This is a genomic window from Bradyrhizobium sp. MOS002, assembly GCF_003020115.1.
Taxonomy (GTDB): domain Bacteria; phylum Pseudomonadota; class Alphaproteobacteria; order Rhizobiales; family Xanthobacteraceae; genus Bradyrhizobium.
The window spans coordinates 1-25,600 of record NZ_PYFX01000015.1 but is presented as its reverse complement, the minus strand read 5'-3'; the positions used below and the strand labels follow the sequence as shown (position 1 = coordinate 25,600).

General features: G+C 64.4%; 28 protein-coding genes and 1 pseudogene. 4 read left to right on the top strand and 25 right to left on the bottom strand.

The genetic code is table 11. The features are described 5' to 3' along the window. Positions 1-92 precede the first annotated feature (92 nt). The 24 genes from C7G41_RS29285 to motA all read right to left on the bottom strand — a co-directional run bounded on the left by C7G41_RS29285 (position 93) and on the right by motA (position 20,601). Positions 93-674 (bottom strand): transglycosylase SLT domain-containing protein, encoded by a 582-nt coding sequence (locus tag C7G41_RS29285; RefSeq protein ID WP_106945782.1) that lies wholly within the window; start codon positions 672-674, stop codon positions 93-95. Next, positions 625-1,950 (bottom strand): flagellar hook-length control protein FliK, encoded by a 1,326-nt coding sequence (locus C7G41_RS29280; protein WP_106945781.1) that lies wholly within the window; start codon positions 1,948-1,950, stop codon positions 625-627. The genes C7G41_RS29285 and C7G41_RS29280 overlap by 50 nt, the downstream gene beginning before the upstream one ends. Then, positions 1,947-3,149: a chemotaxis protein gene (locus C7G41_RS29275; protein WP_106945780.1), complete on the bottom strand. Its 1,203-nt coding sequence runs from the start codon at positions 3,147-3,149 to the stop codon at positions 1,947-1,949. Before C7G41_RS29275 ends, C7G41_RS29280 begins: the two co-directional genes overlap by 4 nt. Next, entirely contained in the window at positions 3,146-4,483 is a 1,338-nt protein-coding gene (locus C7G41_RS29270) for a MotB family protein (RefSeq protein WP_106945779.1), read from the bottom strand. The genes C7G41_RS29275 and C7G41_RS29270 overlap by 4 nt, the downstream gene beginning before the upstream one ends. Before the next feature lie 6 nt (positions 4,484-4,489). Further along, entirely contained in the window at positions 4,490-5,197 is a 708-nt protein-coding gene (locus tag C7G41_RS29265) for a hypothetical protein (RefSeq protein ID WP_106945778.1), read from the bottom strand. Continuing rightward, positions 5,194-6,825, bottom strand: a complete 1,632-nt coding sequence (gene fliF / locus C7G41_RS29260; RefSeq protein WP_199198671.1) for a flagellar basal-body MS-ring/collar protein FliF — start codon at positions 6,823-6,825, stop codon at positions 5,194-5,196. The genes C7G41_RS29265 and fliF overlap by 4 nt, the downstream gene beginning before the upstream one ends. Before the next feature lie 304 nt (positions 6,826-7,129). After that, positions 7,130-8,044: a flagellin gene (locus C7G41_RS29255; protein ID WP_106945776.1), complete on the bottom strand. Its 915-nt coding sequence runs from the start codon at positions 8,042-8,044 to the stop codon at positions 7,130-7,132. A gap of 266 nt (positions 8,045-8,310) precedes the next feature. After that, a complete protein-coding gene (locus C7G41_RS29250; protein WP_106945775.1) occupies positions 8,311-9,219 on the bottom strand; it encodes a flagellin in 909 nt (302 codons plus the stop codon). Positions 9,220-9,483: 264 nt separating this feature from the next. Then, a complete protein-coding gene (fliP, locus tag C7G41_RS29245) occupies positions 9,484-10,224 on the bottom strand; it encodes a flagellar type III secretion system pore protein FliP (RefSeq protein WP_106945774.1) in 741 nt (246 codons plus the stop codon). Next, complete coding sequence (locus C7G41_RS29240; RefSeq protein ID WP_106945773.1) at positions 10,221-10,664, bottom strand: flagellar basal body-associated FliL family protein; 444 nt, start codon at positions 10,662-10,664, stop codon at positions 10,221-10,223. Before C7G41_RS29240 ends, fliP begins: the two co-directional genes overlap by 4 nt. Before the next feature lie 42 nt (positions 10,665-10,706). Beyond that, positions 10,707-11,402, bottom strand: a complete 696-nt coding sequence (flgH, locus tag C7G41_RS29235; RefSeq protein WP_106945772.1) for a flagellar basal body L-ring protein FlgH — start codon at positions 11,400-11,402, stop codon at positions 10,707-10,709. Next, positions 11,403-12,161 carry a MotE family protein gene (locus C7G41_RS29230; RefSeq protein ID WP_199198670.1) on the bottom strand — a complete coding sequence of 253 codons (759 nt, stop codon included), beginning with the start codon at positions 12,159-12,161 and terminating at the stop codon, positions 11,403-11,405. 64 nt (positions 12,162-12,225) lie between these two features. Further along, positions 12,226-13,356 carry a flagellar basal body P-ring protein FlgI gene (flgI, locus tag C7G41_RS29225; RefSeq protein ID WP_106945770.1) on the bottom strand — a complete coding sequence of 377 codons (1,131 nt, stop codon included), beginning with the start codon at positions 13,354-13,356 and terminating at the stop codon, positions 12,226-12,228. Continuing rightward, complete coding sequence (flgA, locus tag C7G41_RS29220; protein ID WP_199198669.1) at positions 13,353-13,829, bottom strand: flagellar basal body P-ring formation chaperone FlgA; 477 nt, start codon at positions 13,827-13,829, stop codon at positions 13,353-13,355. Before flgA ends, flgI begins: the two co-directional genes overlap by 4 nt. Positions 13,830-13,842: 13 nt before the next feature. After that, a complete protein-coding gene (gene flgG, locus C7G41_RS29215; RefSeq protein ID WP_007595892.1) occupies positions 13,843-14,631 on the bottom strand; it encodes a flagellar basal-body rod protein FlgG in 789 nt (262 codons plus the stop codon). A gap of 15 nt (positions 14,632-14,646) precedes the next feature. Further along, positions 14,647-14,976, bottom strand: coding sequence for a flagellar hook-basal body complex protein FliE (locus C7G41_RS29210; RefSeq protein ID WP_106945768.1), 330 nt, complete (start codon positions 14,974-14,976; stop codon positions 14,647-14,649). A gap of 2 nt (positions 14,977-14,978) precedes the next feature. Further along, complete coding sequence (flgC, locus tag C7G41_RS29205) at positions 14,979-15,395, bottom strand: flagellar basal body rod protein FlgC (protein ID WP_106945767.1); 417 nt, start codon at positions 15,393-15,395, stop codon at positions 14,979-14,981. Positions 15,396-15,406: 11 nt separating this feature from the next. Beyond that, positions 15,407-15,787 (bottom strand): flagellar basal body rod protein FlgB, encoded by a 381-nt coding sequence (gene flgB / locus C7G41_RS29200; RefSeq protein ID WP_245446764.1) that lies wholly within the window; start codon positions 15,785-15,787, stop codon positions 15,407-15,409. Positions 15,788-15,872: 85 nt separating this feature from the next. After that, complete coding sequence (flhB, locus tag C7G41_RS29195; protein WP_106945765.1) at positions 15,873-16,958, bottom strand: flagellar biosynthesis protein FlhB; 1,086 nt, start codon at positions 16,956-16,958, stop codon at positions 15,873-15,875. A 13-nt stretch (positions 16,959-16,971) separates the two neighbouring features. After that, complete coding sequence (locus tag C7G41_RS29190; protein ID WP_106945764.1) at positions 16,972-18,012, bottom strand: flagellar motor switch protein FliG; 1,041 nt, start codon at positions 18,010-18,012, stop codon at positions 16,972-16,974. Between the two features lie 2 nt (positions 18,013-18,014). After that, on the bottom strand, positions 18,015-18,395 hold the full coding sequence (gene fliN / locus C7G41_RS29185; protein ID WP_106945763.1) for a flagellar motor switch protein FliN: 381 nt from the start codon (positions 18,393-18,395) through the stop codon (positions 18,015-18,017). Positions 18,396-18,471: 76 nt separating this feature from the next. Continuing rightward, positions 18,472-18,786 (bottom strand): hypothetical protein, encoded by a 315-nt coding sequence (locus C7G41_RS29180; protein WP_018453958.1) that lies wholly within the window; start codon positions 18,784-18,786, stop codon positions 18,472-18,474. Further along, complete coding sequence (locus C7G41_RS29175; protein ID WP_245446762.1) at positions 18,767-19,705, bottom strand: flagellar motor switch protein FliM; 939 nt, start codon at positions 19,703-19,705, stop codon at positions 18,767-18,769. Before C7G41_RS29175 ends, C7G41_RS29180 begins: the two co-directional genes overlap by 20 nt. After that, positions 19,702-20,601 carry a flagellar motor stator protein MotA gene (gene motA, locus C7G41_RS29170; RefSeq protein ID WP_106945761.1) on the bottom strand — a complete coding sequence of 300 codons (900 nt, stop codon included), beginning with the start codon at positions 20,599-20,601 and terminating at the stop codon, positions 19,702-19,704. The genes C7G41_RS29175 and motA overlap by 4 nt, the downstream gene beginning before the upstream one ends. Positions 20,602-20,742: 141 nt before the next feature. On the opposite strand from motA, the gene C7G41_RS29165 reads away from it, so the two are divergent. From C7G41_RS29165 to C7G41_RS29150, 4 genes are all read left to right on the top strand, one after another. Then, positions 20,743-21,531, top strand: a complete 789-nt coding sequence (locus C7G41_RS29165) for a DUF1217 domain-containing protein (RefSeq protein ID WP_106945760.1) — start codon at positions 20,743-20,745, stop codon at positions 21,529-21,531. 3 nt (positions 21,532-21,534) lie between these two features. Further along, positions 21,535-22,263: a flagellar basal-body rod protein FlgF gene (gene flgF / locus C7G41_RS29160; protein WP_106945759.1), complete on the top strand. Its 729-nt coding sequence runs from the start codon at positions 21,535-21,537 to the stop codon at positions 22,261-22,263. A gap of 36 nt (positions 22,264-22,299) precedes the next feature. Continuing rightward, entirely contained in the window at positions 22,300-23,625 is a 1,326-nt protein-coding gene (fliI, locus tag C7G41_RS29155) for a flagellar protein export ATPase FliI (protein ID WP_106945758.1), read from the top strand. Positions 23,626-24,466: 841 nt separating this feature from the next. Continuing rightward, a complete protein-coding gene (locus C7G41_RS29150) occupies positions 24,467-25,102 on the top strand; it encodes a MarR family winged helix-turn-helix transcriptional regulator (RefSeq protein WP_007595918.1) in 636 nt (211 codons plus the stop codon). A 227-nt stretch (positions 25,103-25,329) separates the two neighbouring features. On the opposite strand, the pseudogene C7G41_RS38115 reads toward C7G41_RS29150, so the two are convergent. Next, a pseudogene (locus tag C7G41_RS38115) lies at positions 25,330-25,600 on the bottom strand (hypothetical protein); the annotation flags it as partial.

Sequence of the window (25,600 nt, the reverse complement as noted above, 5' to 3'; positions counted from 1 at the left end):
TTGGGCTCCTTTGGTAGGTTGCAGTTACAATGGAGGTTGTTGCTTGCGCGGGGCTGATGATTGGGAGCGATACACAACTTGCTGTCGGCCCTTCATGTCGTTTTGGGCTGACAGAACGAGCGCGCCTTGTCGGTCCACGCGCCGAAGCCGCTGGAGACGAGATGCGCGACGATGTGACAGACGTAGCGCTTCTGCGCCGGCTGGTTGTTGGGGCCCGCATTGTAGCGGGCGACTGCCATGGTCCAGCTGCCTTCGCGCTGCTTCAGCTCCTTCAGGAAGCGCGCCGCGTAGTCGACGTTCCGAGCCGGATCGAACATCGCCCGGACCGAGGCGAATTTGTCGCCGTGATAGTAGTGGTTGATCTGCATGCAGCCGAGGTCGATCAGCTTGACGCCCTTGGCTCGCATGGCTTCGAAGTTCGCGATCGCGTCGTTCATGTCCTTGGCGAACACGGTCTGTCCGTCGGCGCCGAGCGCGTAGGGATGAAGCGCGCCGCGCCGCCCGGTCTCGGTCAGGCCGACTGCGTAGAGAATGCCGAGCGGAATTCCGTGCTGCTGGGACGCACGCGCCATCTCGCGCTCGCACGGGCGCGCATTGTCGGTCGTCGCGGCTGCGGCGCCGGCGTTACAGATAAACAGGGCCGCGACGAATCTGCGGCGCCACGTCCTGGTCATGACGCGTCTCCTGGTTGGACTGGCGCTCCTGTCGGGCCTGCTTCGCGCCGCCGTCCGCTTGTCCCGACGAATTGCTCGTACCGTCGAACGTGCCTTGCGACTGCGGCGATGGCTGTTGCTGGCCCGAGAGCTGCGGCTGCGACTGCCCGGAGCCGCTCTGGAATCCATCCAACGAGCCGTGCTGGACGGGCGCAATTTCGGCGACGTAGCCCGCCGACTGCATCAGGTCGCGGATCGAATCGCGCTGCTGGTCCAGCATCTGGCTCGTGTCCTTCCGCTCGGCGGCGAGGTGGACGGACACTTCATTGCCGACGAGACGAAGGCGCACGGTGACGTTGCCGAGCGACGGCGGCTCGAGATTGATGGTCAGGATCTTGAGCGGCTGATCCGGCGCGTTGGCTTGGGAGGCTGCAAGATCTGGAGCCGCGGACGCCGCCGCTGCCGGAGATTCCTGCAGCTCGACGACAACGGCGTTGGCAACCTGTTGCGGAGCGTTGAACTGCGCCGGCGGCAGATGGGTCTCTTGCTGGACCACGGTGACCTTGGTCGTCTCGGGCAATGCGTCCCGCGCCGAAGCCTTGGCAGCACGCTCGACATTGGCCGCGACGGCCTCGAAGCCGGGTGCTGTTGGCTTCGGCGATGGCTCACTGCCTTGCGGCGACGTCGCCTGGTCGGTAGCCGTCGCGTGCGACGCCGCGGACTGCGAATGCGCGGTGGTTGGAGCCTCGAGAGATGGGGGCTCGGCTGTCGTCGCCTTCGCCATGCCCAAGGCCGGAACGTCGCGCTTCGTTGTGGCAGACCGCTCGTCACGCCCGGACGCATCCTTCTTGTCGCCGGCCGGTGCTTGCATCTGCGGCATCACGACCGGCGGGCCGGCGACGATCTCCTGTCCGATGATCCCAGCGATGCTCGATCGGCTCTGGCCGTCGGCCTGCTCGGTGTGACCGACGGATTTTTCGGAAGATTTCTCGGTGGAGGTCTCGCTGGCTCTGGGCTCCTCGGTACGCTCGTGTACCGTCTCGTCGTTCGCGTTACCCTTCCCGCTCTGGTGCGCCAGGCGCGTCCGCAGCGTTCCGGCTTTTACGGCCGTCTCGCTGCCCTCGTCGTTGAGCGCCCGCTTCGCAAGATTCGAGACGGTGTGCAGCAGATCGTTGAAGGACGAGTCCGCCTGCGCTTTCGCCCCGGCGCTCTTGCCGGAGCGCGATGTGCCCCGCATGTTGAGGCTTTCGGCGAGACTCGAAAAGACCTGACCGGAGGTTCCACTGAGCTTCGTCATGGACGGCGATCCCTGGTGAGAAGTTCGAGCTCGCCGAGCTGCTTCCGCGCGCGAGCAAGCGTTGCGGTCGACGACGCGAGATCGAGACGCACCGGCGTGACCGGAGGCTTGTCGGTTGCGGCGGCGGATCCGCCAGCGAACGGCTTGCGAACGTCGAGTGCTAGCTGCACCGTTGCATTGAGAAAGGGAATGTCGCGCTCGGGCAGCTTCGACCGGTCGAGCGCCTTCAACTCGGCGAGACCGCCGTCATATTCGTCGGCGAGCGCCCGCGACACGCCGCGGAATAAATGCGCCCGTTCGCGCTCCGCCGAGGCATCGGCGCTGAGCGTCAGCGCGCGTTCGCCGGCAAGCCGGGTCACGGCCAGCCCTCCGCGCACCATCGCGGTGCGCGCGATCACGAGATAGAGCTTGAGGCGGCTCGCGCGGTCGATCTGCTCCAGCAGGGTGGCGATCCGCGCAAACCGACGCTCGTCGAGCGCGAGGCTCGACTGCGTCAGGCCGTTGGCAAAGCGTTGCCAGAAGTCCCCGGCATAGACCGAGTTGTGGTAGTGCCGGATATAGGCCAGCGTCAGGAACTCGAACTTGTCGAAATCCTCGGCCTGCCCGACCAACAGGATCTCGCGCCGCAGCGCGGCCTCCTCCACCAATGTGCCGGGCAGGAGCAGGCGCGCGTCGTCCAGACGCTCGATCGCGAGCGATGCCTCGGCGCGTGCGAACAGGGCGCCCTGGACCAGCGCGAGCTGTCCGCCCAGGCCCGACGGAACCGTCCGCGGCTTGACGTCCTTGAGCAGTTCGCGCGCTTCGTCCTGACGACCCTCGACATAGGCGAGCGCGCCATCGAACAGCCGTCCGTCGACGTTCAGCTTGTCGCGCGGCAGCTTGCGGATGATTTGCGGCGCGCCGCCGCTGAGCAGGTAGATGACGGCGGCCTGGCCGTTCTGCGGGTTGCTCCACACGCCCGGATCGGCGGCGAGAAATTTTTCGCCGATCTGGCGGATCAGTGCGCTGTGGCTGCCGTGCGCCGCGGTATCCCCATTGGCGATGCCGTCCTGCACAGTCTGCAACGCGCGAACGAGCTCGTATGGCTCGCCCGATGTCGATGCCGCCGGGGCCGGCGTCGGTGCCGGCTCGGCGAATGCGCCTGCCGCCGTGAACGGCAGCAGCATCAGCAGCGCGGCGCGGAGAACAGGCCTGATCAAGGACGCTTCTCCCGGACCATGATCTCGATCCGGCGATTCTGCGCGGCCGCGGGATCGTTTTGAAGTTTCGGCCGCCGATCGGCGTAACCCTCGACATGCTCGATGCGCTGCGCATCGACGCCGGAGCGGACCAGCATGTAATAGGCCATCTGCGCACGGGCCGTCGACAGCCGCCAATTATCGTAGGTCTCCGAACGGTACGGCCGATTATCGGTGTGGCCGCGGACGATGATCACGCCGGGACGCTTCGTCAGCAGCGGGCCGATCTTGTCGATCACACGGATGAGTTCGGGCCGCGGCTCAGCCGAGCCGACCGCGAACATGCCGAAGTTGGCATCGTCGGTCAGGCTGATCAGCAGGCCTTCCTCGACCTGACGCACCTCGGCCACGGGTCCCGCGCCGGCCTTGACGTCCGACAGCGCATCCGCGATCGCCGATTGAAGCTGTTTGACCGTTAGTTGCTGGGCCTGAGCCGCGTCGCGCGGCTCGGACTCCTTCGTCGTGTCGTTGGGACGCGGCTGCGCGGCGGCATTGGCTTGATTACCAGCCTGGGCACCCGGCTGCGCGCTCCCTTCGCGTGAGGACTGCGACGGCGCGGGGCCTGGCGGCAGCAAGGGCGACAGGCTTGCGGACGACGCATCGGCGTTCGGCGCCACGCTTCCGCCGGCATCGTCCTGCCTGGCTCGGCGTGCTTGCGGCTCGCCCTGGCCCGCGACGGACGCAGTGTCGCGCGCGGACGCATTCGGCTTGGGCTCGGGCCTGGGTTCGCCCTCGATGATGCGATCGGCATCCTTGGCTGCCTGCGGCGCAAGCTTCCAATAGCCGGGATCGAACGGATCGCGGTAGGCGTCGCCTCCCTTGAGGCCATCCTCTTCGGCGGACGTCAGAGCGCCGGCGCGCCGCTGGCCCGAGGCCTGGTTCGCGCTGCTGGCGATCTCGGCGAGTGTCGTATAGGGATCGCGGAACAGGACCTTCTCCTCGTAGAAGGGCGGCTTCTCGGCCGTCGGAGAGTCACCACGACGCTCCTCGCTCGGTCCTCCCGGCTGGCGCCTGCCGTCCTGGCCGTCGAACGACGACGGCTCCTTCTTGGAGAGATCCTTGAGCCCCTTCGGGGCAGGTGCGTTCTCCGCGAGCTTGATTGGATTGAAATAGCTCGCGACCACCTGCTTCTGATCCTGGTTGAGCGCATTGATCAGCCACATCACCAGGAAGAACGCCATCATCGCGGTCATGAAGTCCGCATAGGCGATCTTCCAGACGCCGCCGTGCGGCTTCTCGTCGTCGAAGGCGCTCCGCCGGCGGATGATGACGAGTTCTGACTTGACCTCATTCATGACGGACTACCGGCGCGCCTCTTTCAGGCGCTCGCTCCAGGCCGTGATCTGCGTCTCGATCACGGTCTGGTCGGCCACGACGCGAACCTCAAAAGTATCGGCGGCCTCATACTCGAAGCCCGTTCGCCGAGCCGTCCCGAGCTGCGTCTTCACCAGGTCGAGCAGTTCGCTCGGGCCCGTGACTTTGAACACCGGCACCGGCGAATTGCCGGTCAGCGCCGCAATCTGCTCGACCAGCGACCCGATCGCCTTGTCGCGGACCGCATCGGCGAGGAACGGCAGCAATATCCGCGCAACGGAGCTCGCGATGTTGGTCTCGATTTCGCGGCAAGCCGTCTCGAAGCCGCTGACGACCGCAACCGCCTGCTGGTCAGACCACTTGGCCCGCTCTTCGCCGAGCCGGATCGCGCTGCGAACTCTTTCCTCGGCGATCCTGGACTCGCCCTCCGCTACGCCGGCCGCATGGCCGCGCCGAAAGGCATCGTCCAGGAGATTGGCCGCCGGGGCTTCCGCCTTCGGCGCCGGAGGCGGCGACTGAAGCTGCGGCTGCAACTGCGGTTGCGAATGGGTCTGGGGCTGCGGCTGAGGCTCCCGCCGGCCTTCCTTCGGCCTCGTCAGCACATCCTGGATTTTGGGCGGCGGTGGTGGCGGAGGCGATTTGACTCGCCCGTTCGCGTCGAACTGCGTCAGGAGCTTTCCGATTGCCGCGTTCATGCCGCCTCCTCGCGTCGCATCCAGTCTTTAAGGATCGCTGCCGCCTGCATCTGATCGAGACGGACGATCTGCTCCAACCGCTTCTGCGGCGTTCGCTGCATCTTGCCTTCGAGGTCTTCGACCAGGTTGAGCTCGGCCTCCTCGCTGTCCGCCAATGCAAGGGCGCCTGCGGCCGCCTCGAGCTGGGCAGCTTCCGCCGCATCGGTCTGCTCCTGCGCCGCACGATGGGTCAAAATGCCGTTGACCGCAGGACGAAGTCCGAACCACACCAGCATCGAAGCGACCGCCAGGATCGTGACCGCGTTGATGACGCTGCCGAGCTGCTTGTTGATCATCTCGACGAAGCTGATCGGCGGCACCGGCGCCAGTTCACGCGAGCCTTCGATGAAATCGACGGCCGTCACCTGGATCTGGTCGCCGCGCGCCTTGTCCAGCCCGCCGGCCGTGGCCGCGAGTTGGCTGATCTCGGCGAGCTTGCTGTCGACGATGGCCTGGTTGCTCTTGTCCCCGAGGTCGGCAATGAGCCGTGCGCGATTGACCAGCACGGCAATGAACAGCTTCTTCACCGAATAGCCGTCGCTCACCGTCGTCGTGGTCTTGGACGAGACCTCGAAATTGGTGACGTCCTCGCGGCGGGTCTTGTCCTCGCTGGAATTCTTGGTGCCGCCGGCATTCACCTGCTGGTCGGGAAGGTTCTGCTGCACCGTGGTCGGCTGCGAACGGTCTGCGTTCTGGGACTTCTCGTTCTCGCGGACGTTCCGGACCGAACGCTCGGCGCGGCTTTCGGGATCGTAGACGGTTTCGTTGATCTGCCGCTTGTCGGTGGAGAGCTGCGATGCAACGCTCACTTCGAAATTGTCGAGGCCCAGATACGGCGTCAGCGCCTTGCGGATGTTCTCTTGCACCATCCCGCCGACCGTCTTCTGCAGGCTCGCCATCTTGGTCGGAGCAGCAGTCGCCTCGTCCTCCTCGGCAAGCAGCATCGAACCGTCGGCGTCCAGCACCGTGACCTTGTCGCGACTCATGCCCGGAATGGCCGCCGCGACGAGATGACGGATCGACTGCGCCGTGCGTGCCTCGATCGCGCCGTCGGTGCGCAGCACGACCGATGCCGAAGGCGGCTGCTGCGTCGCGCGGAACGACCCCCGCACCGGCATCACGATATGCACCCGCGCCGCCTTCACGCCCTTCATCAACTGCACTGTGCGGGCGATTTCGCCTTCCAGCGCCCGGAGCTTGGTGACCTCCTGCATGAATGAGGTCAAACCGAGCGAGCCGATCTTGTCGAATAGCTCGTAGCCGGAATTGGCGCTGGTCGGCAGCCCCTTCTCGGCGAGCAGCATCCGCGCTTGCATGGTCTGGCTCGGACGCACGGAGACCGCGTCGCCGGCTGTATTGACGTCGAAGGTAATGTTCTGCTCGCGCAGCGCGGCACCCATGCGCGTCACGTCTTCGCGGGAAAGGCCCGTATAGAGCGTCTCAAACTCGGGACGGCTCAGATAATAGGCGCCGCCGACGACGGTGACGAGAACGGCGAAACCGATCAATCCTAAGGCCATCAGGCGTCGCGGCCCAAGCTCCAGCAGATTGTTGAGCAGTTGTTGTACCTGCGCACGACTGAGCAGCATGTGACCTCGTACCAATGCGAACGTAGAGGACACTCTGCTGCCAACCTTGTCTGAAGGTTGCGCGAGACAACGAATGTGTCGGTTCGCCGGCGAGGCGTTGCAATTTTACAAGAGACTGAGTGACGCAATCGCGCGCGTCGGCAACAACCGGACGGCCGGTCGCATCGCGGTGCGATCGGCGACGGCGTGTTGCCTGGAATGTGGCGTCAGGAGATCGATATGGACACGTCGTGTGCCGTCAGATCCGCCGTTCATGGCGGAGACCGTGCTCCCCGAGGAGCACGGTCGTTTTCGAAGCCGCGGCTTAGCGGAACAGCGACAGGATGCTCTGGCTGTTCTGGTTGGCGATCGAGAGCGCCTGAACACCGAGCTGCTGCTGGGTCTGGAGCGCCTGAAGGCGGGTCGATTCCGCGTTCATGTCGGCGTCGACGAGCTGCCCGACACCGCGGTCCACGGAGTCCATCAGGGTCTTGACGAACTCAGTGTTGGTCGCGAGGCGGTTCTTGACGGCACCGAGATTGGCCGCGGCCGAGGCCACCGAGTTGATGCCGGCGGTGACCTGCGCGATGTAGCCATCGAGCGTGGTCTGGTCAGCCGCCGAGTCGGTCAGCGCGGAGATGCTCATCGTGTTGATCGACGGAGAGGTCGTGCTGGCCGCCGTGTCCAGAATACCGGTCTGCGTTGAGGTGTAGAGCGAGTAGTTCGCGGTCGTCACGGTGATGGAGCCGATGGTGGGCGTACCGCCGACACGCGAGTACGACGACACCAGGTTGAAGGTCGTCGGCGTGGTGGCGGTCGTGCTCAGCCAGTTGATGCCGTTGAAGGTCGCCGAGTTGGCCTTGAGCTTCATGTCCTGCTGGATCTGGGTGATGTCGGCCTGGATCTTGGTCCGGTCGATACCGGCGGTCTTGGCTTCGACCAGCAGCGCCTGGAGCTTGGTCAGGCCGGAGTCTTTGTCGCCGATGACCGAGGTCAGAGCGGTATATTCGGTGTCGACGGTCGCAGCCGACAGACCGAGCGAGTCGGAGACCGCGGAAAGCGCGGCGTTGTCGGAGCGCATCGACGTCGCGATCGACCAGTAGGCAGCGTTGTCCGAGGCCGTAGACACGCGCATGCCGGTCGAGATCCGGTTCTGCGTGGTCGCGAGCTGCGAGCTGACGTTGCGAAGGGTCTGCAGCGCGGTCATTGCAGACGAGTTGGTGAGGAGGCTAGAACCCATTTTGATGTCCCTTTGGAGATTGAATTAAATTTGGGGACATACCGGACTTGCACCGGTACGGCAGGGCGGCGTCATGCCTTTGGGCGGCGTAAAGCGGGCCCAACCTGTCGTAACGGTGACGATAGCCCGCGAAGCTTGTGCGAGGCTTGTGGCTCTGTGTCTTGGCCGCAACAGGACGGCCGCAATTATGGCGCGCGCGACGTCACGCCAAAATGAAAGGGCCGCGCCTCGTGAGAAGCGCGGCCCTCCCCAAGATCGTTTGAGGCTTACCGGAACAGCGACAGGATGCTCTGGCTGCTGTTGTTGGCGATCGAGAGCGCCTGCACACCGAGCTGCTGCTGGACCTGGAGGGCCGACAGGCGCGTGGACTCCTGGTTCATGTCGGCGTCGACGAGCTGGCCGATACCGCGGTCCACGGAGTCCATCAGCGACTTCACGAAGTCGGTGTTGGTCGAGAGGCGGTTCTTGACGGCACCGAGATTGGCGGCGGCCGAGGCCACCGAGTTGATGCCGGCGGTGACCTGCGCGATGTAGCCATCGAGCGTGGTCTGGTCAGCTGCCGAGTCGGTCAGCGCGGAGATGCTCATCGTGTTGATCGACGGAGAGCTCGAACCGGCCGTGTCGAGAATGCCGGTCTGCGTCGAGGTATAGAGCGAGTAGTTGGCGGTCGTCACGGTGATGGAGCCGATGGTGGGCGTACCGCCGACGCGCGAGTACGACGACACCAGGCTGAAGGTCGTCGGCGTCGTGGCGGACGTGCTCAGCCAGTTGATGCCGTTGAAGGTCGCCGCACTGGCTGTCGCTTTCATCTGCTGCTGGATCTGGGTGACGTCGGCCTGGATCTTGCTGCGGTCGATACCGGCGGTCTTGGCTTCGACCAGCAGGGACTGGAGCTTGGTCAGGCCGGAGTCCTTGTCGCCGATGACCGTGGTGAGAGCGGTATATTCGGTGTCGACGGTCGCGGCCGACAGACCGAGCGAGTCGGAAACCGCCGAGAGCGCGGCGTTGTCGGCGCGCATCGAGGTCGCGATCGACCAGTAGGCAGCGTTGTCCGAAGCGGTCGAGACGCGCTGGCCGGTGGAGATGCGGGTCTGCGTGGTGGAGAGCTGCGAGCTCACAGACCGCAAGGTCTGGAGTGCGGTCATGGCGGTCGAGTTCGTAAGCAGGCTTGACATTGCGAATGTCCCTTTATGTACGCGTTACATTTTCACGAGGGGACATACCGGGCTTTCACCGGTACGGAGGGGCGGCATCATGCCTTTGGACTGACGTGGGTGGGGTCCAACCCGCCGTGCCGCATTGCTAACACGCCGAATCTTGCGCGCAGATTAAGATCGCCTTGAATTACGTTGTAAAATCAGATGGTTAACAGTACCTATTGCTAACCATAGACCGGTACTTCTCGCTAACCATAACCATCCCACTGGCGATCGTTGCCGTTACGAGAACGACCGCACCAGCCCCGAAGCGAGCAGGTTCCAGCCGTCGATCAGTACGAAGAACAGCATCTTGAACGGCAGTGCGAGGATCGTCGGCGGCATCATCATCATGCCCATCGACATGGTCAGCGTCGCCACGATCATGTCGATGACGAGGAACGGCAGGATGATGAGAAATCCGATCTCGAACGAACGCCTGAGCTCGGAAATCATGAAGGCCGGAATGATAACGCGCATGTCGACGCGCTTGTCGTCGAACTTCCTGCGGAAGCTCTCCGCGGCCAGCGATTCGAAGGTCTGCAGATCCTTGTCGCGAACATGGGCCAGCATGAATTCGCGGAACGGATCGGTGATCTTCAGATAGGCCTCTTCCTCCGAGATCTCGTTCTTCATCAGCGGCTGGATGCCGGTTTCCCAGGCGCGGTCGAAAGTCGGCGCCATCACGTAGAAGGTCATGAACAGCGCGAGGCTGATCAGCACCAGGTTGGCCGGCGTGGTCTGGAGGCCGAGACCGGCGCGCAGGAACGACAGCGCCACCGCAAATCGCGTGAAGCTCGTCACCATGATGAGCAGTCCCGGCGCCACCGACAGCACCGTGATCACCGCCATCAACTGGATGATCCGGGCGCTGGTCGAGCCGTTGCCCGGCGGCAGCAGCGAATTGAGGTCCGGAATCTGGGCCAGTGCCACTTCGGGCAGCACGACCAGGAGCAACGCAAGCAGCAGGACACTCAGTTTCACTGAATCACCAACGTCTCAATGATCAATTCGCGGATCTTGCCCGAGGAGCGGATATTGGCGCGTTCGGTCAGGTCGTCGCGCAGATGCTGAAGCCCGCGCGATCCCTCGAACTGCGCAACCGTCGCCGACCGAAGATAGGTGACGATGTCCTCGCTGATATGGGCCGCCAGGATGCCGGCATCCTCGTCGCTCATGCTCTCGGTCACCATGGAGGCTTCGATGCGGGCCCAGTTGTTGGCCGGCGCGCCAAGATTGGTCACGATCGGGGACAGCTTCCTAAGCCGCGCGCTGCCGGCGTAGCTGGAGGCAAGAGGTGGCGGCGTGGCGGTTTTCTTCGCATCGGCGACGCGCTCGGCGGCCGCAAACAGATGCAGGCCGGCAAGCGCGCCCGCGCCTATCGCGATCAGGGTCAGCACCACGATGGCCGCAATCAGGCGCATGACGTCCCCTGCCCTCGTGACGCCGCCCGACGGCCGCGCATCTCAGAACGGTGCCACGGCGTCATAAATCCGATGTCCCCATCCAGGCTGTTGCACGTCAGACAGATTTCCGCGACCGCCATAGGCCACGCGCGCCTCGGCGATCTTCTCGTAGGAGATCGTGTTGGTTCGCGAGATATCGCGTGGACGCACGATGCCGCCGACGTTGAGCACGCGCATTTCCGTGTTGACCTTGAATTCCTGCGAGCCGCTGATCATCATATTGCCGTTCGGCAACACGTCGGTGACGATGGCTGCGATCGACAGCTTGATGTCCTCGGTGCGATCGATCTGGCCGTTGCCCTTGATCTGGGTGTTGGTGTTGAGGTTGGCGCTCGTCGAGCCCTTGTCCTGCCATCCCGCGACGTCCATCAGCCAATCGAGGCCGAACTTGATCTGTGAATCGCGCGAGCGGTCGGTCTTGTTGTCGAGTTTGGCTTTGTCTTGCATCGAGATGATGACTGTCACGACGTCGCCGGTGCGCCGGGCACGGGGATCGCGGTAGAGATCGGTGCCATCGTCCCAGGTCGAGCGATAGCTGACGGGTGAGCGCATGCGGGGCGTCACCGGAATCGGATCGGCCTGCGTCCTCAGGCCGCTCCCGACCGGCGACAATCGCGGGCCGGTCAGGACTTCGGCCGGATCGGTGACGCATCCGCCAAGCGATAACAGCGACAGGATGAGGATCAGATTTTTCATCTATTTGGTCTTTCCGTCATCCACGCGACGCATCCCGCCGAGCAGATCGGCGAGGTGCGCCGCGCGCCCCGTCTCCATCTCGTTGAAGATTGCGCTCGAGCTCCTCGGGCTGAGCTTTGCGAGCACGGCCGCAGCCGTCTCGTCCGCCATCCCGGCGATCTGGGTTGCCGCGGCGTCCGGCTTCATGCGCGAGTAGATCTCGACCACGCTCGCTTCGGCCTTCTTCAGGAAGTCGTCGCGCAACGCCATCCACTTCTCATATTCCGCGCGCTTGGCCTCGACCTCGGCGATCCGCTCGCGCAGCTGGTTCTCGGCCTTCTCCAGCTCCTTGAGCTGCCAAGCCAGCCTTGCATCGGCGGCGGGGTCGGCGACATTGCTGCAGAACAGGGCGACTTCGTTGTCCGCGGTTGCAGCGGCCTGGGGTGGCACCGGCTTCGGCGGCGCCGTGACGCTGCCGGGCTTGGCCGGTCGCGGCGCGGCTGTGGGTGCTGGCACCGGCTTCTCGGGGGCCGGTACGGCTCCCGTGGTCGCAGGTCCCGAATCTTCGGCTGCCCACGCCGTCGCCCGCATCGATGCATTGTCGCTCGGGATTGATGAGATCGGCTTCTGCGGGCCAGGCGCACGGGCGCGCGCGAAGGACAACAGGTTGAGCGGCTTCGACGGCTTCGCCTCATCCAGCGCCAGAACGGGCGAAGCGCTCGCGAGCGCGGAAGCCGCGACCAGGAGGAGGAGTTTGGCTTTATGATCCAGCTTCAACATCGGCCCGCGCGATTCTCGTCGAGACCAGAGCATTGAGCGACCAAGCTTGCACGGCGCTTACGCGTCATTGCACGATGACATCAGCCTGGAGCGCGCCGGCCGTCTTGATCGCCTGGAGGATCGCGATGATGCCGGATGGTTTCAGGCCGATCTGGTTCAGCCCGCGCACCAGGCGCTGGAGATCGACGCCGCTCAGGATCGCCACCTGCGATCCGGCCTCGTTGGCCTCGACCACGGTCTGCGGCACGACCACCGTCTGCCCTTGCGAGAACGGCGCCGGCTGCGACACCACGGGAAGCTCGGTGACGCGGACCGTCAGATTGCCGTGCGTCACGGCAACGGTCGATATCCGTACGTCGCGTCCGATCACCACCGTGCCGGTACGCTCGTTGATCACGACCCGCGCCGGCGTGTCCGGCTCGACCGTCAGCTCACCGATTTCGGCAAGGAAGCGGACCGGTCCGATGTGGCGCGGCTTCGACAGCACGATCGTGCGGTAGTCGCGCTCGAAGGCGATCTGCGCGCGGTAGCGCCCGCCCGCGTAGCGATTGATGGCGTCGAGGATTCGCGTTGCGGTGACGAAGTCGGGGTTCTTGAGCTCCAGCACAAGATACTCCATTTCATGGAGACTACCCTGCACCTCGCGCTCGACCAGCGCGCCGTTCGGGATGCGGCCGGCGGTCGGCGTGCCCTGGCTGACGCTCTGGGCCTGGCCTCCGACGCTGTAACCGGCGACCGTGACCGCGCCTTGCGCCACTGCATAGACCGCGCCGTCCGCCGCTCGCAGCGACGTCATCACCAGGGTGCCGCCGAGCAGCGAGGTCGCATCGCCGAGCGACGACACGGTCACGTCCATGCGCTCGCCCGCACCGATCGAGGGCTGCAGGTCCGCGGTCACCATCACGGCCGCGACGTTGCGCGTGCGCAGCGTCGTCGGACGCGGGGGATTGTTGGTGCTGGTGGTCTCGTTCCTGACATTGATGCCCATGTTCTCGAGCATCGATTGCAGGGACTGCTCCGTGAACGGCGCATTGCGGAGTGTGTCGCCGGTGCCGTTCAGGCCGATGACCAGGCCGTAGCCGACGATCTGGTTCTCGCGCAATCCCTTGATGTCCGCAATGTCCTTGATGCGGACGGCGGCCTGGGCGCTGACGGCGGAAACGAGCAGGACGAGCGCAAGCAGGACTCTGGTCATGACCCGTCCACGACCTTGACGGTGCCGTCCGGCTGGACGACGCCCCTGATGATCACACCCGTATCGGTGTTTCGTATCGGAATGAGCGCGCCGGGCGCGCCCGACTGCATCGCAGAGCCGTAGGTCACGATCGACAGGCCGCTGTCTTCGACCACGACCTTGACCATCGCGCCGCGGGCGACCGTCCAGGGATCCTCCACCGAGTTGGTCGGGATCGGTTGGCCGGGCAGCAGCGCGCGGCGCGCCATGCGGCCGACCAGGACTTGGCGGCCTTCGATGAACATGGCGACGCCGAGCACGTTCGGCGCAAAGGCGCGCTCGGTGATCATATCGTCCCGGATCAGCTCACCGGCGCGGATCGAGACGGCCGGCACCGGAAGCCGCTTCTCCTCGGCCGCGGCGAGACGCGCCGAGACGAGAACCAGCAGCACGGCGGCCAACCCGCGCACGATCGAGCCCATCCTGTTCAACATGGATACACCGGAACTAGCGCATGCCCTTCGAGACCGTCTGGGCCATTTCATCCGAGGCCTGGATGACCTTGGCATTCATTTCGTAGGCGCGCTGGGCAGAGATCAACTCGGTGATTTCCTTGACCGGGTCGACGTTCGAGGCTTCGAGATATTGCTGGTTGATCTTGCCGTAGCCGGAATCGCCGGGCAGCCCGACGACCGGCGTGCCGGACGCCGTGGTCTCGCGATAGAGATTGCTGCCCAGCGGTTCGAGGCCGGCCTCGTTGGCGAAATTGGCGAGATTGAGCTGGCCGATTTGCCTCGGGTTCACTTCCGTATCGAGCTTCGCAAACACTTGTCCGGTCTGGTTGACCGTGACCTGGACCGTTCCCTGCGGCACCGTGATCGCCGGATCCAGCAAATAGCCGTCGGTCGTGACGAGCTGGCTGTTGGCATTGGTGTTGAACGAGCCCGCGCGGGTATACTGCACCTCGTTGTTCGGGCCGAGCACCTGAAACCAGCCGCGTCCGTTGATCGCCATGTCGTAGGGATTGCCGGTCTGGGTGAGCGCACCCTGGATGTGCAGCTTGCGGATCGCCGCCGACTTGACGCCGAGGCCGAGATTGGCGCCTTCCGGGATCGGCGAGGAGCCGCTGGTGTTCGCAACGCCCTGCATGCGGTCCATCTGGTAGAACAGATCGGTGAACTCGGCACGCGCCCGCTTGTACGACGTCGAGTTGATGTTGGCGATGTTATTCGCGATGACTTCGATGTTGGTCTGCTGGGCGTTCATGCCCGTGGCCGCGATAGCAAGCGATTTCACAGCGTCACTCCTTGATCAGATCGACATCCGAACGACTTCCTGGTAGGCCTGCACGACCTTGTCGCGAACTGCGACCGCCGTCTGCAAGGCCTGCTCGGCCGACATCAGCGCCTCCACGACGCGCCGCGTCGATTCCTTGCCCTGCATCGCCGAGATCGAAGCCGCCTCGCCCGCCTTCAGCGTCCCGATCGCGTCCGTCGTCACCTGCTTCATGACCGACTCGAATCCGACGTCGCCGCCGGACTGGATCGCGGGCGTCGCCGCCGGCGAGATGGCCTGCGTCTCGGTCGCGCGGCTTGCCGCCTGCCCGGCCGAAATCGCAGTGGATGAAATTGCTTCAAGCATTGTCAGCTCCTCAGCAGGTCGATGGTCATGCCCAGCATCGATCTCACCTGTTTCACGACCTGGAGATTGGCTTCATAGGACCGGTTGACTTCCCGCATATCCGCCATCTCGATCATCATGTTGACGTTCGGCAGCTTGACGTAGCCGGCCTTGTCGGCAGCGGGATGCCCCGGCTCGTACTCCACGCGGTACGGCGTGGTGTCGACCCCGATTTCCTTGACCTTCGCCAGCTGCGCGCCCGAGGCGCGGTCCATCGCGGCATCGAAGGTGATCGTCTTGCGTTGATAGGGATCGGCGCCGGCGGTGCGCCCCGTCGCCGTCGCGTTGGCGAGATTCTCCGAGACGATGCGCATGCGCGTCGACTGCGCTTCGAGCCCGGAGCTCGCGACCGTCAACGAGGATTGGAGTGAGTCCAGCATGTCAGTTCACCTCAGGTCTTTGCGCTCGACAGCAGCATGCGGTGAAACGACCGTACGACCGCCGAGTTCATCGAGTAGTCGCGACTGACGTCGCTACCCTTGATCATTTCCTGCTCGAGACTGACGGAGTTGCCGGAGTGAACCACATCCCAGCTGTCCTTCTTCGCGGTCGCCCGCGTGTTGCTCTCGGCAGCGGAGAGCTGCATGTGCGACGGCGACGTCGTCGCGAGCCTCACCGGCATGCCGTCCAGCACCTTGTTGAAGGGCTCGACGTCGCGCGCCTTGAAGCCCGGCGTGTTGGCGTTGGCCACGTTGGTGGCGATCGTCGATTGGCGGAGCTCGAGGTATCGCGCCTGCGACGATGCGAGTTCGAAGAGATAGAGCGGTCCCACGGCAGCACCATTCTGGTTCAGACGGTGTAACCTTAGGGTCGCAAGCTTTCGTCAGGCTGATGGAACAGACGTCGTCCTCGGAATTCTACTGGACCTTCTCGGACCGCGGCGTCTGCTTCGACTGCAGGAAGTAGATGATCTCGGCGACCGGCCGGAAGAACTCCGCCGGAATCACCTGGTCGACCTGAACCGCCTCGTAGAGCGCGCGCGCCAGCACCTTGTTCTCGATCACCGGAATCCGGTTCTGCTCGGCGACTTCGCGGATCTTCAGCGCAATCACGTCCATGCCCTTGGCCACGACGATCGGCGCAGGGTTTTCCTCGCGATTGTAGCGCAACGCGATCGCGAAATGCGTCGGGTTCGCAATCACCAGCGTCGCGCGCGATGCGGAAGCGATCATGCGCTGGCGCGAGCGGTCGCGCGCCAGCGAGCGCAGGCGCGCCTTGATCAGCGGATCGCCTTCGGCCTGCTTGTGCTCGTCCTTGATCTCCTGCCGCGTCATGCGCAGTTCGCGCCGCCAGTGGAAGCGCGCCCAAGCCAGATCGACCGCGACCAGGACGATGGTTGCGATGCAGATCGCCGAGACGATTCGCATGGCGATGTTGAGTATCATCTCCGGCAGCGCAACGGGATCGGTGTACATCGCCTCGAACGCCTTCGCTTCCGACGAGCGCAGCACGAACGCGACGACGATAGTCACGGCGGCGAGCTTGAACAGCGACTTGGCGAACTCGACGAGGCCCTGCGATCCGAACAGCCGGCTCCAGCCGCTGAGCGGAGAGATTCGCGAAAGGTCCGGCGTGATGCGCTGGAGCACCAGGCTGGGAGCATTTTGCAACAGCGAGGCTGCGAGCCCGAACGCCGCCAGGGTGACGACCAGCGGCGTCAGGAACCGAAGTGCCTGAAGCCCGACCACGATGAGGAGATTCTGGGCGTCGGCCCCGGTGCTGAGAGGGAAGCCGTCGGGATCGTCGAGGAAGCCCGTCAGCATCGGCGTCAATTGCTGCACGCCCTGACCGATCAGGAACGCCTGAATCACCATCAGCGCGGCCATCGAGGCGAAGATGGAAGCCTCCCGAGAGACCGGGATTTTGCCCTGTTCGAGCGCATCGCGGACTTTCTTCTCAGTCGGCTCTTCTGTCTTGCTCTCCTGATCGGTTGTTTCTGCCATGCCGGTTCAGCGGTCAGCGGAAGACCAGCTCATCCTCCTGCTCGGGGTTGAGCTCGATTTCGCCCTTTTCCGCGAGGTCGAGCGCCAGGTCGGTGATCACGCGCCGCGCCTCCAGCACGTCGCGCTGGTTCGACGGTTCGCCAATGGCGAGTTCGTGCTCGACGACCCGGCGGACGCGCGAGGCCACCGAGGACAGGATCATCTCGCGGAAGTGTTTGTCGGTGCCCTTCAGCGCGACGACGATGCGATCGGTCGGCACCTGGTCGAAGATCATGGTGCGCGCCTTCGGCGTCAGGTTGGTCACGTCGTCGAAGGTGAAGAGTAATTCCTTCAACACTTCGGCCGACTTCGGCCGCTTCTCCGACAGGCTCTTCAGCATGTCCTCGATGTGTCCGCGCTCCATCTTGTTGATGATGTCGGCGACGCGGGCATAGGTGTCCGCGCCGAGGTTGCGGGCGAAGTTCAGCGTCAAATCCTCATGCAGCGTCTTCTCGAGGACCCTCATGGCGTCGTCGACGATCGGCTTGAGGCTGAGCACGCGCCGCATCAGCTCGTTGCGCAGGCTCGACGGCAGCTGGCTCATGACCTTGGCGGCGCAGGACGGCTTGACCTTGGACAGGATGAGCGCGGCGGTCTGCGGATGCTCCTTGGAGAGGTAGCTTGCCAGCGAGTTTTCCGACACGGACGAGACGCGGTCCCACACGGACCGGCTCGAATTGCCGAGCAGGTCCGACATGATGGCGGAGACCTGGTCGGCCGGAAGCACGTCGCCGAGCACGGCTTCGAGGCCACCAAGGGTACCGAGAATGTTGGCGCCCATCGAGAATTGCTGGGCGAACTCCTCGACGATCGCTTCGAGTTCCTGCGCCGTGATCGGCCGCAGCTCGGCCGCGGCCTTCGTAACGGTGCGGATATCCTGCGGCTCGAACTGCGCGAGCACGCTCGCGGCCGCCTGCCGGCCCATGGCGAGCAGGAGTGCCGCGACCTTCTCCGTTCCACCCAGCGTGGCAACGCCGCGCTGCTTGATGGGAGCCATGCCGACCTGTGCCGCCATGGTCAGGTATCACCCTGCCCCAACGGCCCGACAATCTCGGTGAGCGAGACGCCGAAGCGGGAATTGTCTTCTTCGACCACGACCACCTCGCCGCGGGCGACGACGCGGCCGTTGACGACGACGTCGACGGGTTCGCCGACCCGATGGTCGAGCGGAACCACCGCGCCGCGGCCGAGCTTCATCAGGTTTGCCACCGGAATGGTCGCCGATCCCAGCACCACCTGCATGGTCACGGGAATGCGCAGGATGGCATCGACATTGGCGAACTTGCCGGTCTCCTCCGCGGTGCGCGCGGCGATCTCCGCCAGCCGCTCCAGCGGAGATGTCTCGGCATGCCCGTCGTCGGACGCCGATGCTGACTCATAGTCGAAGGATTGCGCCATCTGGTATCGCCTCTTGGTATTTCCGCTCCCGGAGCGCCGTGACGTTCCGGTCGTATTTATTCCGCCGGCTTCGACTTCAATGCTTGTTCACGTCGGCGCCGCCCGCGGTCGCCGCGGATGCGAGCCCGCTCCTCGCATCCAGCGCCGCGATCGCCTCGTGGGCCTGATCGATCTTCGTGCTCAGCACGTTGGCGAGCCGTCCGAGATTTGCGGTGGAATCATGCGCCGCGGTGATGACCGTGTCGAAGGCGCCCGCGGTCTCCTGGACGATGGTCGAGAACTCGCCCTGGTAGCTGCGCAACCGCGCCAGCTCGCGATGCATCCGGGTCACCCGCATGCTGGTGAAGGCGAGCGCGATCAGCAGCACGGCATCAACGAGATAGGATATCATCGACGAACTCCCGTTTCTGATCGACGGGATCTGCCACCTGCATGGCGTAATAGCCATCAAGCTGGCCGATCTGACACCAGAACAGCACCTGGTTGTTGCTCTCGAGCCGAGCCAGCGTGCGCGGCGTGGCTTCGAGTTCGAGCACCTGCCCGACCTGGAACTTCACGACGTCGCCGAGCGAAATCATCTTTTCGTCCAGCACGGCGCTCAGCGTCACCTCGGTGCGGTGAACCTCGGTCTCCATCTGCTCGCGCCAGCGCGGATCGGCCGCGCGGCCGTCGCTGACGACGACGGTCGCGAGCTTCTGCCTCAGCGGGTTGAGCGCGGAGTGCGGAATGATGAGGAACATCTGGCCGCCGCGGTAGAGTGCCTGCAGCATGATGTTCGCGCAGATCGACATGTTGCCGCTCCGCCCGATCGCCAGCGAGGCCATGGCGGTCTCGACCCGCTCCACGCGGAAGGTGACGTTGGAGGTGCCGGCGAAAGCGGATTGCAGCGCCTTGGCGAACCGCTCGAACAACGCCTGGACCAGGCGGATCTCGATGTTCGAGAAGCTGCGCTCGACGTCGAGCGGCGGTTCGGCGCCATCGGAGCCGAACATCGCCTCGACCATGGTGAACACGAAGTCGCGGTCGAGCATGATGATGATGCGGGAGTCCCACTGCTCGGCATAGAGCACAGCCGCAACCGCGTTGGCCTCGTAGTCCTTGATGATGTCGCCGACACGATCGTTGGTGATGCCGTTGACCGAGAAATAGCACGGCGTTCCCGCTATCGGCTGCAGGCTGTCCGTGCACGATGCCGCCATGCGATCGAAGATCACATTGAGCATCGGCATGCGCTCGATCGAGATGCCGGCGGCGTCCAGCAGATAGTTCGGCAGCGGCTTGCGCTGATCGACGTCGAGGGCTTCCATCATGATGCGCGCGCAGCCTTCGGTTCAACCTCGGTCATGACCGCCTTGGGGCCCGCGATCGTCTCGTTCTCGACGACGTCGATCGAGGGCCGCTCGGGACTCGCGATCATCTTGCGGCCGTGCTCGACGGCGATCTGCGGCATGGCGCCGTTCATGAACGCCAGCAGCGTCTGCTTGACGATGATGTAGGGCCGGCAACGCTTCTCGCGCGTCATCTTCACCTTCATCGCGAAGGGCGAAATGATGCCGTAGGACAGGAAAATACCGGCAAACGTACCGACGAGAGCGGCGCCGATGAAGCCGCCCAGCAGCTTTGGCGACTGGTCGAGCGCGCCCATGGCCTTGATGACGCCGAGCACCGCGGCGACGATGCCGAGCGCAGGCAGCGCTTCCGAGACCACCACCAGCGCGTGGTAGGGCGCCAACTTGCTCTTCACGATGGTGTGGATCTCCTCGTCCATCAGCGCTTCGATCTCGTGAGTTCGCGCGTTGCCCATGATGATGAGGCGGACGTAGTCGCAGATGAACTGGAGCAGCGACGGATCTCCGAGCACGCTCGGGAACGCCTTGAAGATCTCGGAGGACGCGGGATCGTCGATATGCGCCTCGACCTCGTTGCGGCCCTTGCCCCGCAGTTCCCGCATCAGCGCGTGCAACGCACCGAGCAGATCGAGATAGTAGCGCTGGCCGGGCACCGCCCCCGTCACTGCCTGCACGCAGGCAAGCCCGGTATCCGCGACCGTCTTCCAGGGATTGGCCATGATGAAGGTGCCGGCCGCGGTGCCCATGATGATCACGAACTCCCACGGCTGCATCAGCACGCCCAGATGCCCGCCCATGGCGGCGAATCCGCCCAGCAGTGCCGCTACCGTGATGACGATCCCCACGAAACTGCCCAACGCGCCGCTCCATCACCGATCCATCGGGAATATCTAGTCGGCGAGCCTTGCGCGAGGCTGGCTTCCCCCTCGCCAGCCTCGCGCAAGCGATTCACGGCAGCTTGGGACGACGTCGCGAGAGCGGCCAGAGGGGCGCGTGTCATGCTATCCACCATCGCGGACTACACCAGACTGACCAAGGACATGGGAAAGTCGCTGACACAGGTCGCGACGCAGCCTGACGTTAGCCGCGACACCGATTATTTCCTCAGCCACATCGGCAACGTGAAGACCATCGACGACTTCCTGAAGGACTATCGTCTCTACTCCTACGCGATGAAGGCGTATGGCCTCAGCGACATGGCCTATGCCAAGGCGTTCATGCGCAAGGTGCTGACCGAGGGTATCGCCGACAACAAGACCTTCGCCAACAAGCTGACCGACACCCGCTACCGGCAATTCGCGGCCGCCTTCAATTTTGCCGCCCTCGGCGACAAGGCGACCCAAACCGCGGCGGCCACGACCGGCACGGCGACCCAATACGTCACGCAGACGATGGAGGAGAAGGCCGGCGACCAGAACGAGGGCCTGCGGCTGGCGCTCTATTTCACGCGCAAGGCCTCCACGATCACCAATTCCTACCAGATCCTCGCGGACAAGGCGATTACGCAAGTGGTCCAGACGGCGCTCGGCCTGCCGTCGACAATCAGCTCGGCTGATATCGATGCCCAGGCCAAGATGATCACGAGCAAGATCGAGCTCACCGATTTCCAGGATCCGGCCAAGGTCACCAAATTCGTGCAGCGCTTCGCGGCGATGTGGGATGCGACCCAGGCCCAGAGCGACAACTCGACCAACCCGGCGCTGGTCCTGATCGGCGGCGCCACAACGTCGGTCGGCATGGATACCAACGTGCTCGCGACACTTCAGAACATCAAGTTCAACAGGTAAGTCATGCAATCGGCCCTCTACGTAGGATTGTCGGCGCAGGTCGCCCTCGAAAAACGCCTCCAGACGATCGCCAACAACGTCGCCAACGTCAACACGGCGGCGTTCCGCACCGACGTGGTGAAGTTCGAGACCGTGCTGTCCAAGGCGGGCGCGAACCCGGTCGCCTTCTCCTCGCCCGGCGACAACATCATCTCGCGCGAGATGGGCAGCATCACCGAGAGCGGCAACCCGCTCGACGTCGCCGTGGTCGGACAGGGCTGGATCGCCTTCGCCGGTCCGAACGGCACGGTCTATACGCGCGACGGCCGTCTCCAGATCGCCGCCAATGGCGACCTTCAGACCGTGTCCGGCTTCCCCGTCATCGATTCCGGCGGCGCGCAGATCACCCTCGATCCGAACGGCGGACCGGTCTCGATCGCGCGCAGCGGCGCGATCACCCAGGACAACAACGAGATCGGCACCATCGGCCTGTTCAACATTCCCGCCGACGCCAGTCTCGACCGCTACGGCAATTCGGGCGTCACGCCCAACCGGCCTGCGACCGCCATCGCCGACTTCTCTCGCGACGGCTTCAAGCAGGGCTATGTCGAGGGCTCGGGCGCCAATCCGATGATGGAATTGACGAAGCTGATCGCGGCCTCGCGCGCCTTCGACGGCACCAATTCGATGATCGAGGGCACCGAGAGCTCGCTTCAGAACGCAATCCGGACGCTGGGCGAGCCCGGCAAATAGACTGCGCCCCGCGCGCAATGAGGTTGGACGGTTTCCTTGAACGCTCTTCGGCAACTTGAGTGGGCGCTGCTGGAGCTTCAGCAGAGCACTCCCCTGGCAAGCGTCAGCGGCGCGATCTCCGAGATCGCGTCGACGCATTTTCGCGTCTCCGGCCTGTCGCGCTTCGTCAGGCTCGGCGAACTGATCGGCGTCAACTCCGGCGGCAAGCCCCAGATCGGCGAGGTGGTGCGGATCGACAGCGAGGGCATCATCGCCAAGCCGTTCGACCGGCAGTTCGCCGGCGGCCTCGGCTCGGTCGCCTATCGGATGCCCCCCCTGTCCTTCGCGCCGGATCCGAGCTGGAAGGGCCGCGTCATCAATGCGCTCGGGGCGCCGCTGGACGGACAGGGCCCTCTCACCCCCGGGTCGCGTCCGGTCTCGGCCGAGGCGGAGGCGCCTTCGGCCATGAAGCGCGCGCGGGTCCACAAGCCGCTGCGCACCGGCGTACGCGTCATCGACCTGTTCGCCCCGATCTGCGCGGGCCAGCGTGTCGGCATCTTTGCCGGCTCCGGCGTCGGTAAATCTACGCTGCTTGCGATGCTCGCCCGCAGTCAGGGTTTTGACACCGTCGTGCTGGCCCTGGTCGGCGAGCGCGGCCGCGAGGTGCGCGAATTCATCGAGGACGTGCTCGGCGCCGATCGTCACCGTGCCGTCACGATCGTATCGACGGGCGACGAGAGCCCGATGATGCGGCGACTGGCGCCGAAGACGGCCATGGCGGTCGCCGAATATTTCCGAGACCGGGGCGAATCGGTCCTGCTCATGGTCGATTCGATCACCCGCTTCGCCCACGCCGCCCGGGAAGTCGCGCTCGCCGCCGGTGAGCCCGCGGTCGCGCGCGGCTACGCACCCACCGTCTTCACCGATCTGCCGCGCCTTCTGGAGCGCGCCGGACCCGGCGAGGAGGGATCCGGAACGATCACCGGGATTTTCTCCGTGCTGGTGGACGGCGACGATCACAACGAACCGATCGCCGATACCATCCGCAGCACACTCGATGGGCACATCGTGCTCTCCAGGCACATCGCCGACCAGGCGCGTTACCCGGCGGTAGATGTTCTGGGTTCGGTCTCCCGCCTCGCGCATAACGTCTGGGACCCCGAAGAGCGCGAATTGGTGAGCAAGCTGCGCGCCATGATCGCCAAATACGAGGACACGCGCGACCTTCGCCTCATGGGCGGATACCAGACGGGACGTGATTCGGGTCTCGATCAGGCCGTCGACATGGTTCCGAGAATCTACGGCGCGATGCGGCAGGACGCCTCGGCTCCGCCGAGCGCCGATCCGTTTCGCGAACTGCGGGATATGCTCAAGGGCGACTAGCAAGTCTCAGATTGAGTCGTCCCGCGATCGGACCTTGCTCGTTGTTTTCGACAGGCGATTGCGCATGCCGCCACACTTCCAGCGCATGCCTGCGCGGCCATCTCCGGTTTTCCGCCGTGATCGCCTCCACCGTTCGGCTGAGGCAACCGCCCCGAAAGCGGCTGAACCGGCGATTCTTCGATCCAGACCGGACAACCGACGCGTGTATTTCCTGTGAGTTCCCTCGAGCGATTCTTGGCAGAACGCACAAGTTGTGGATGACATGCCGACGCACATCGTCGTCATGCACAAGCTTCGATCAGCTTGCATCAACGGCAGCCGGCAACGTGCCGTGCAATGAAACTGTCGCATAGTCGCGTGCATGTTGCTGGTGGGACAGCGTATTGTGTTCACCATCATGTGTCCCCGAAGAGCGAGATTGTCTTGAACGTTACATTCGCCTGCGACGACATCCTGTCTCCGAGAGGGTCTCTACTTGATTTTGTTGAGAAGCTCATTCATCGTTTCGTCGAAGATAAGAAACGTCTGCGTGTGACTTGAACCTTAGGGGCTTCGGTTGAACTACTCCGATCCATCGTCTGCTGGCGACGGCTACTCGGGCTCCCGTGCGACGACGCCGCGAATGGCATACCATCAGCAACACCGCTTCCCGCGTCATAACCCGCAGTGCCCATCGGTCCCGGTCGGGCGCCGGGCGGCCCGTGTCTTCACGCGGGAGCAGAGCACGGGGCATGTGTCGGACATTGCGGGTGGCGCGGCTTCTCGCAAACGGCCCGTTCGCGATGACGGAAGGCGGCTCCGGGGCGCCGCAGACGTTATTCCCCGGGCAAGGTAGGAATTCATGCCATTGGCAAGAGAAGCCGTCGAGCTGCTGGTTCAGGCGGCGAGGGCTTGGTATTTCGAAGGCAATCAGCATGGGTTGCGCGACCGGGAATGGATGGCGCTGCGCTTTCTCGGCCGTGCCAACAGGTTTTCGCGCACGCCATCCGCGCTCGCCGGCTTCATCGGCGCCACCAGGGCGACTGCATCGCAGATCGTGAAGACGCTGGAGGGCAAGTCCTTCCTGGTGCGAAAGCCGTCGCACGAAGACAAGCGTTCTGTCGTGCTGCACGTCACTGCGCAGGGCGAGAAGTGCCTGAGCCAGCACGATCCGATCAATCACGTGCTGAACGCAGTCACGGCTCTCGGACCCGACGAGTGCGTCAGGCTGCGCGATTCGCTGCGCGAGATCCTCAATCACCTCGACGCGGCACATCAGCGGCTCGATGCCAGCATCTGCCGGGACTGCATGTTTCTCGCCGAACGCGGGCCGGGTACCGGCAAGGGACGCGCAACGGCCGAATTCATGTGCCGGTTGTATCGCGCCCCGGTCTCGCTCGAGGAGACCGAACTGCTCTGTACCAGTTTCGAGCGCACCCGCGACCGTCCCAAGATCGAGGAACATCTCGACCGCGCGCGCGTCGCGAACCAGGGGTGAGGCACGCGCCATTTCCGCGCGCGGAGCTTGCGCTGAACCTGCGGACAATTTCGTCTCTCATGTCCCGGACAAGCTGCAGCGCGAAGCGTTGCAGCGCAGAGCCGGGATCCAGATGGCGACACGGTCCCATGTCGCGACTTGGGCCCCGGCTCTGCAGCGCACCGCAAGGGCGCTGCGCTGCGTCCGGGGCACGAGAGCGGAGTGTGGCGCACATTCACTCCACATCGTCATTGCGAACGCAGCGACTTGTCCGCCGAAGCTTTAGCGAAGGCGGAAGCAATCCAAAATCCCTCCGCGGCGGCAGACTGGATTGCTTCGCTGCGCTCGCAATGACGGAGTATGAGACGGCTTCGTCCTCCCAGCGCCACTGTCATTCCCCGCGAAAGCGGGGAATCCAGTACGCCGCAGCTTCTCGGTTCAATCATAACTGTCTCGGAATACTGGATCGCCCGGTCAAGCCGGGCGATGACAGGGAGTGTGTAGCCGCAGATACACCTT

What these genes read in the sequence shown, in the direction of transcription:
- flhB (WP_106945765.1), bottom strand. Translation starts at nt 16,958, where the DNA reads ATGGCAGAAACAACCGATCAGGAGAGCAAGACAGAAGAGCCGACTGAG.
- C7G41_RS29255 (WP_106945776.1), bottom strand. Translation starts at nt 8,044, where the DNA reads ATGGGTTCTAGCCTCCTCACCAACTCGTCTGCAATGACCGCGCTGCAG.
- C7G41_RS29270 (WP_106945779.1), bottom strand. Translation starts at nt 4,483, where the DNA reads ATGAATGAGGTCAAGTCAGAACTCGTCATCATCCGCCGGCGGAGCGCC.
- C7G41_RS29180 (WP_018453958.1), bottom strand. Translation starts at nt 18,786, where the DNA reads ATGATATCCTATCTCGTTGATGCCGTGCTGCTGATCGCGCTCGCCTTC.
- C7G41_RS29240 (WP_106945773.1), bottom strand. Translation starts at nt 10,664, where the DNA reads ATGCGCCTGATTGCGGCCATCGTGGTGCTGACCCTGATCGCGATAGGC.
- C7G41_RS29175 (WP_245446762.1), bottom strand. Translation starts at nt 19,705, where the DNA reads ATGATGGAAGCCCTCGACGTCGATCAGCGCAAGCCGCTGCCGAACTAT.
- C7G41_RS29285 (WP_106945782.1), bottom strand. Translation starts at nt 674, where the DNA reads ATGACCAGGACGTGGCGCCGCAGATTCGTCGCGGCCCTGTTTATCTGT.
- C7G41_RS29210 (WP_106945768.1), bottom strand. Translation starts at nt 14,976, where the DNA reads ATGCTTGAAGCAATTTCATCCACTGCGATTTCGGCCGGGCAGGCGGCA.
- flgA (WP_199198669.1), bottom strand. Translation starts at nt 13,829, where the DNA reads ATGTTGAACAGGATGGGCTCGATCGTGCGCGGGTTGGCCGCCGTGCTG.
- C7G41_RS29265 (WP_106945778.1), bottom strand. Translation starts at nt 5,197, where the DNA reads ATGAACGCGGCAATCGGAAAGCTCCTGACGCAGTTCGACGCGAACGGG.
- flgF (WP_106945759.1), top strand. Translation starts at nt 21,535, where the DNA reads ATGCAATCGGCCCTCTACGTAGGATTGTCGGCGCAGGTCGCCCTCGAA.
- fliF (WP_199198671.1), bottom strand. Translation starts at nt 6,825, where the DNA reads ATGCTGCTCAGTCGTGCGCAGGTACAACAACTGCTCAACAATCTGCTG.
- C7G41_RS29190 (WP_106945764.1), bottom strand. Translation starts at nt 18,012, where the DNA reads ATGGCGGCACAGGTCGGCATGGCTCCCATCAAGCAGCGCGGCGTTGCC.
- flgH (WP_106945772.1), bottom strand. Translation starts at nt 11,402, where the DNA reads ATGAAAAATCTGATCCTCATCCTGTCGCTGTTATCGCTTGGCGGATGC.
- flgC (WP_106945767.1), bottom strand. Translation starts at nt 15,395, where the DNA reads ATGCTGGACTCACTCCAATCCTCGTTGACGGTCGCGAGCTCCGGGCTC.
- C7G41_RS29230 (WP_199198670.1), bottom strand. Translation starts at nt 12,161, where the DNA reads ATGTTGAAGCTGGATCATAAAGCCAAACTCCTCCTCCTGGTCGCGGCT.
- flgI (WP_106945770.1), bottom strand. Translation starts at nt 13,356, where the DNA reads ATGACCAGAGTCCTGCTTGCGCTCGTCCTGCTCGTTTCCGCCGTCAGC.
- C7G41_RS29150 (WP_007595918.1), top strand. Translation starts at nt 24,467, where the DNA reads ATGCCATTGGCAAGAGAAGCCGTCGAGCTGCTGGTTCAGGCGGCGAGG.
- C7G41_RS29250 (WP_106945775.1), bottom strand. Translation starts at nt 9,219, where the DNA reads ATGTCAAGCCTGCTTACGAACTCGACCGCCATGACCGCACTCCAGACC.
- fliN (WP_106945763.1), bottom strand. Translation starts at nt 18,395, where the DNA reads ATGGCGCAATCCTTCGACTATGAGTCAGCATCGGCGTCCGACGACGGG.
- C7G41_RS29165 (WP_106945760.1), top strand. Translation starts at nt 20,743, where the DNA reads ATGCTATCCACCATCGCGGACTACACCAGACTGACCAAGGACATGGGA.
- C7G41_RS29280 (WP_106945781.1), bottom strand. Translation starts at nt 1,950, where the DNA reads ATGACGAAGCTCAGTGGAACCTCCGGTCAGGTCTTTTCGAGTCTCGCC.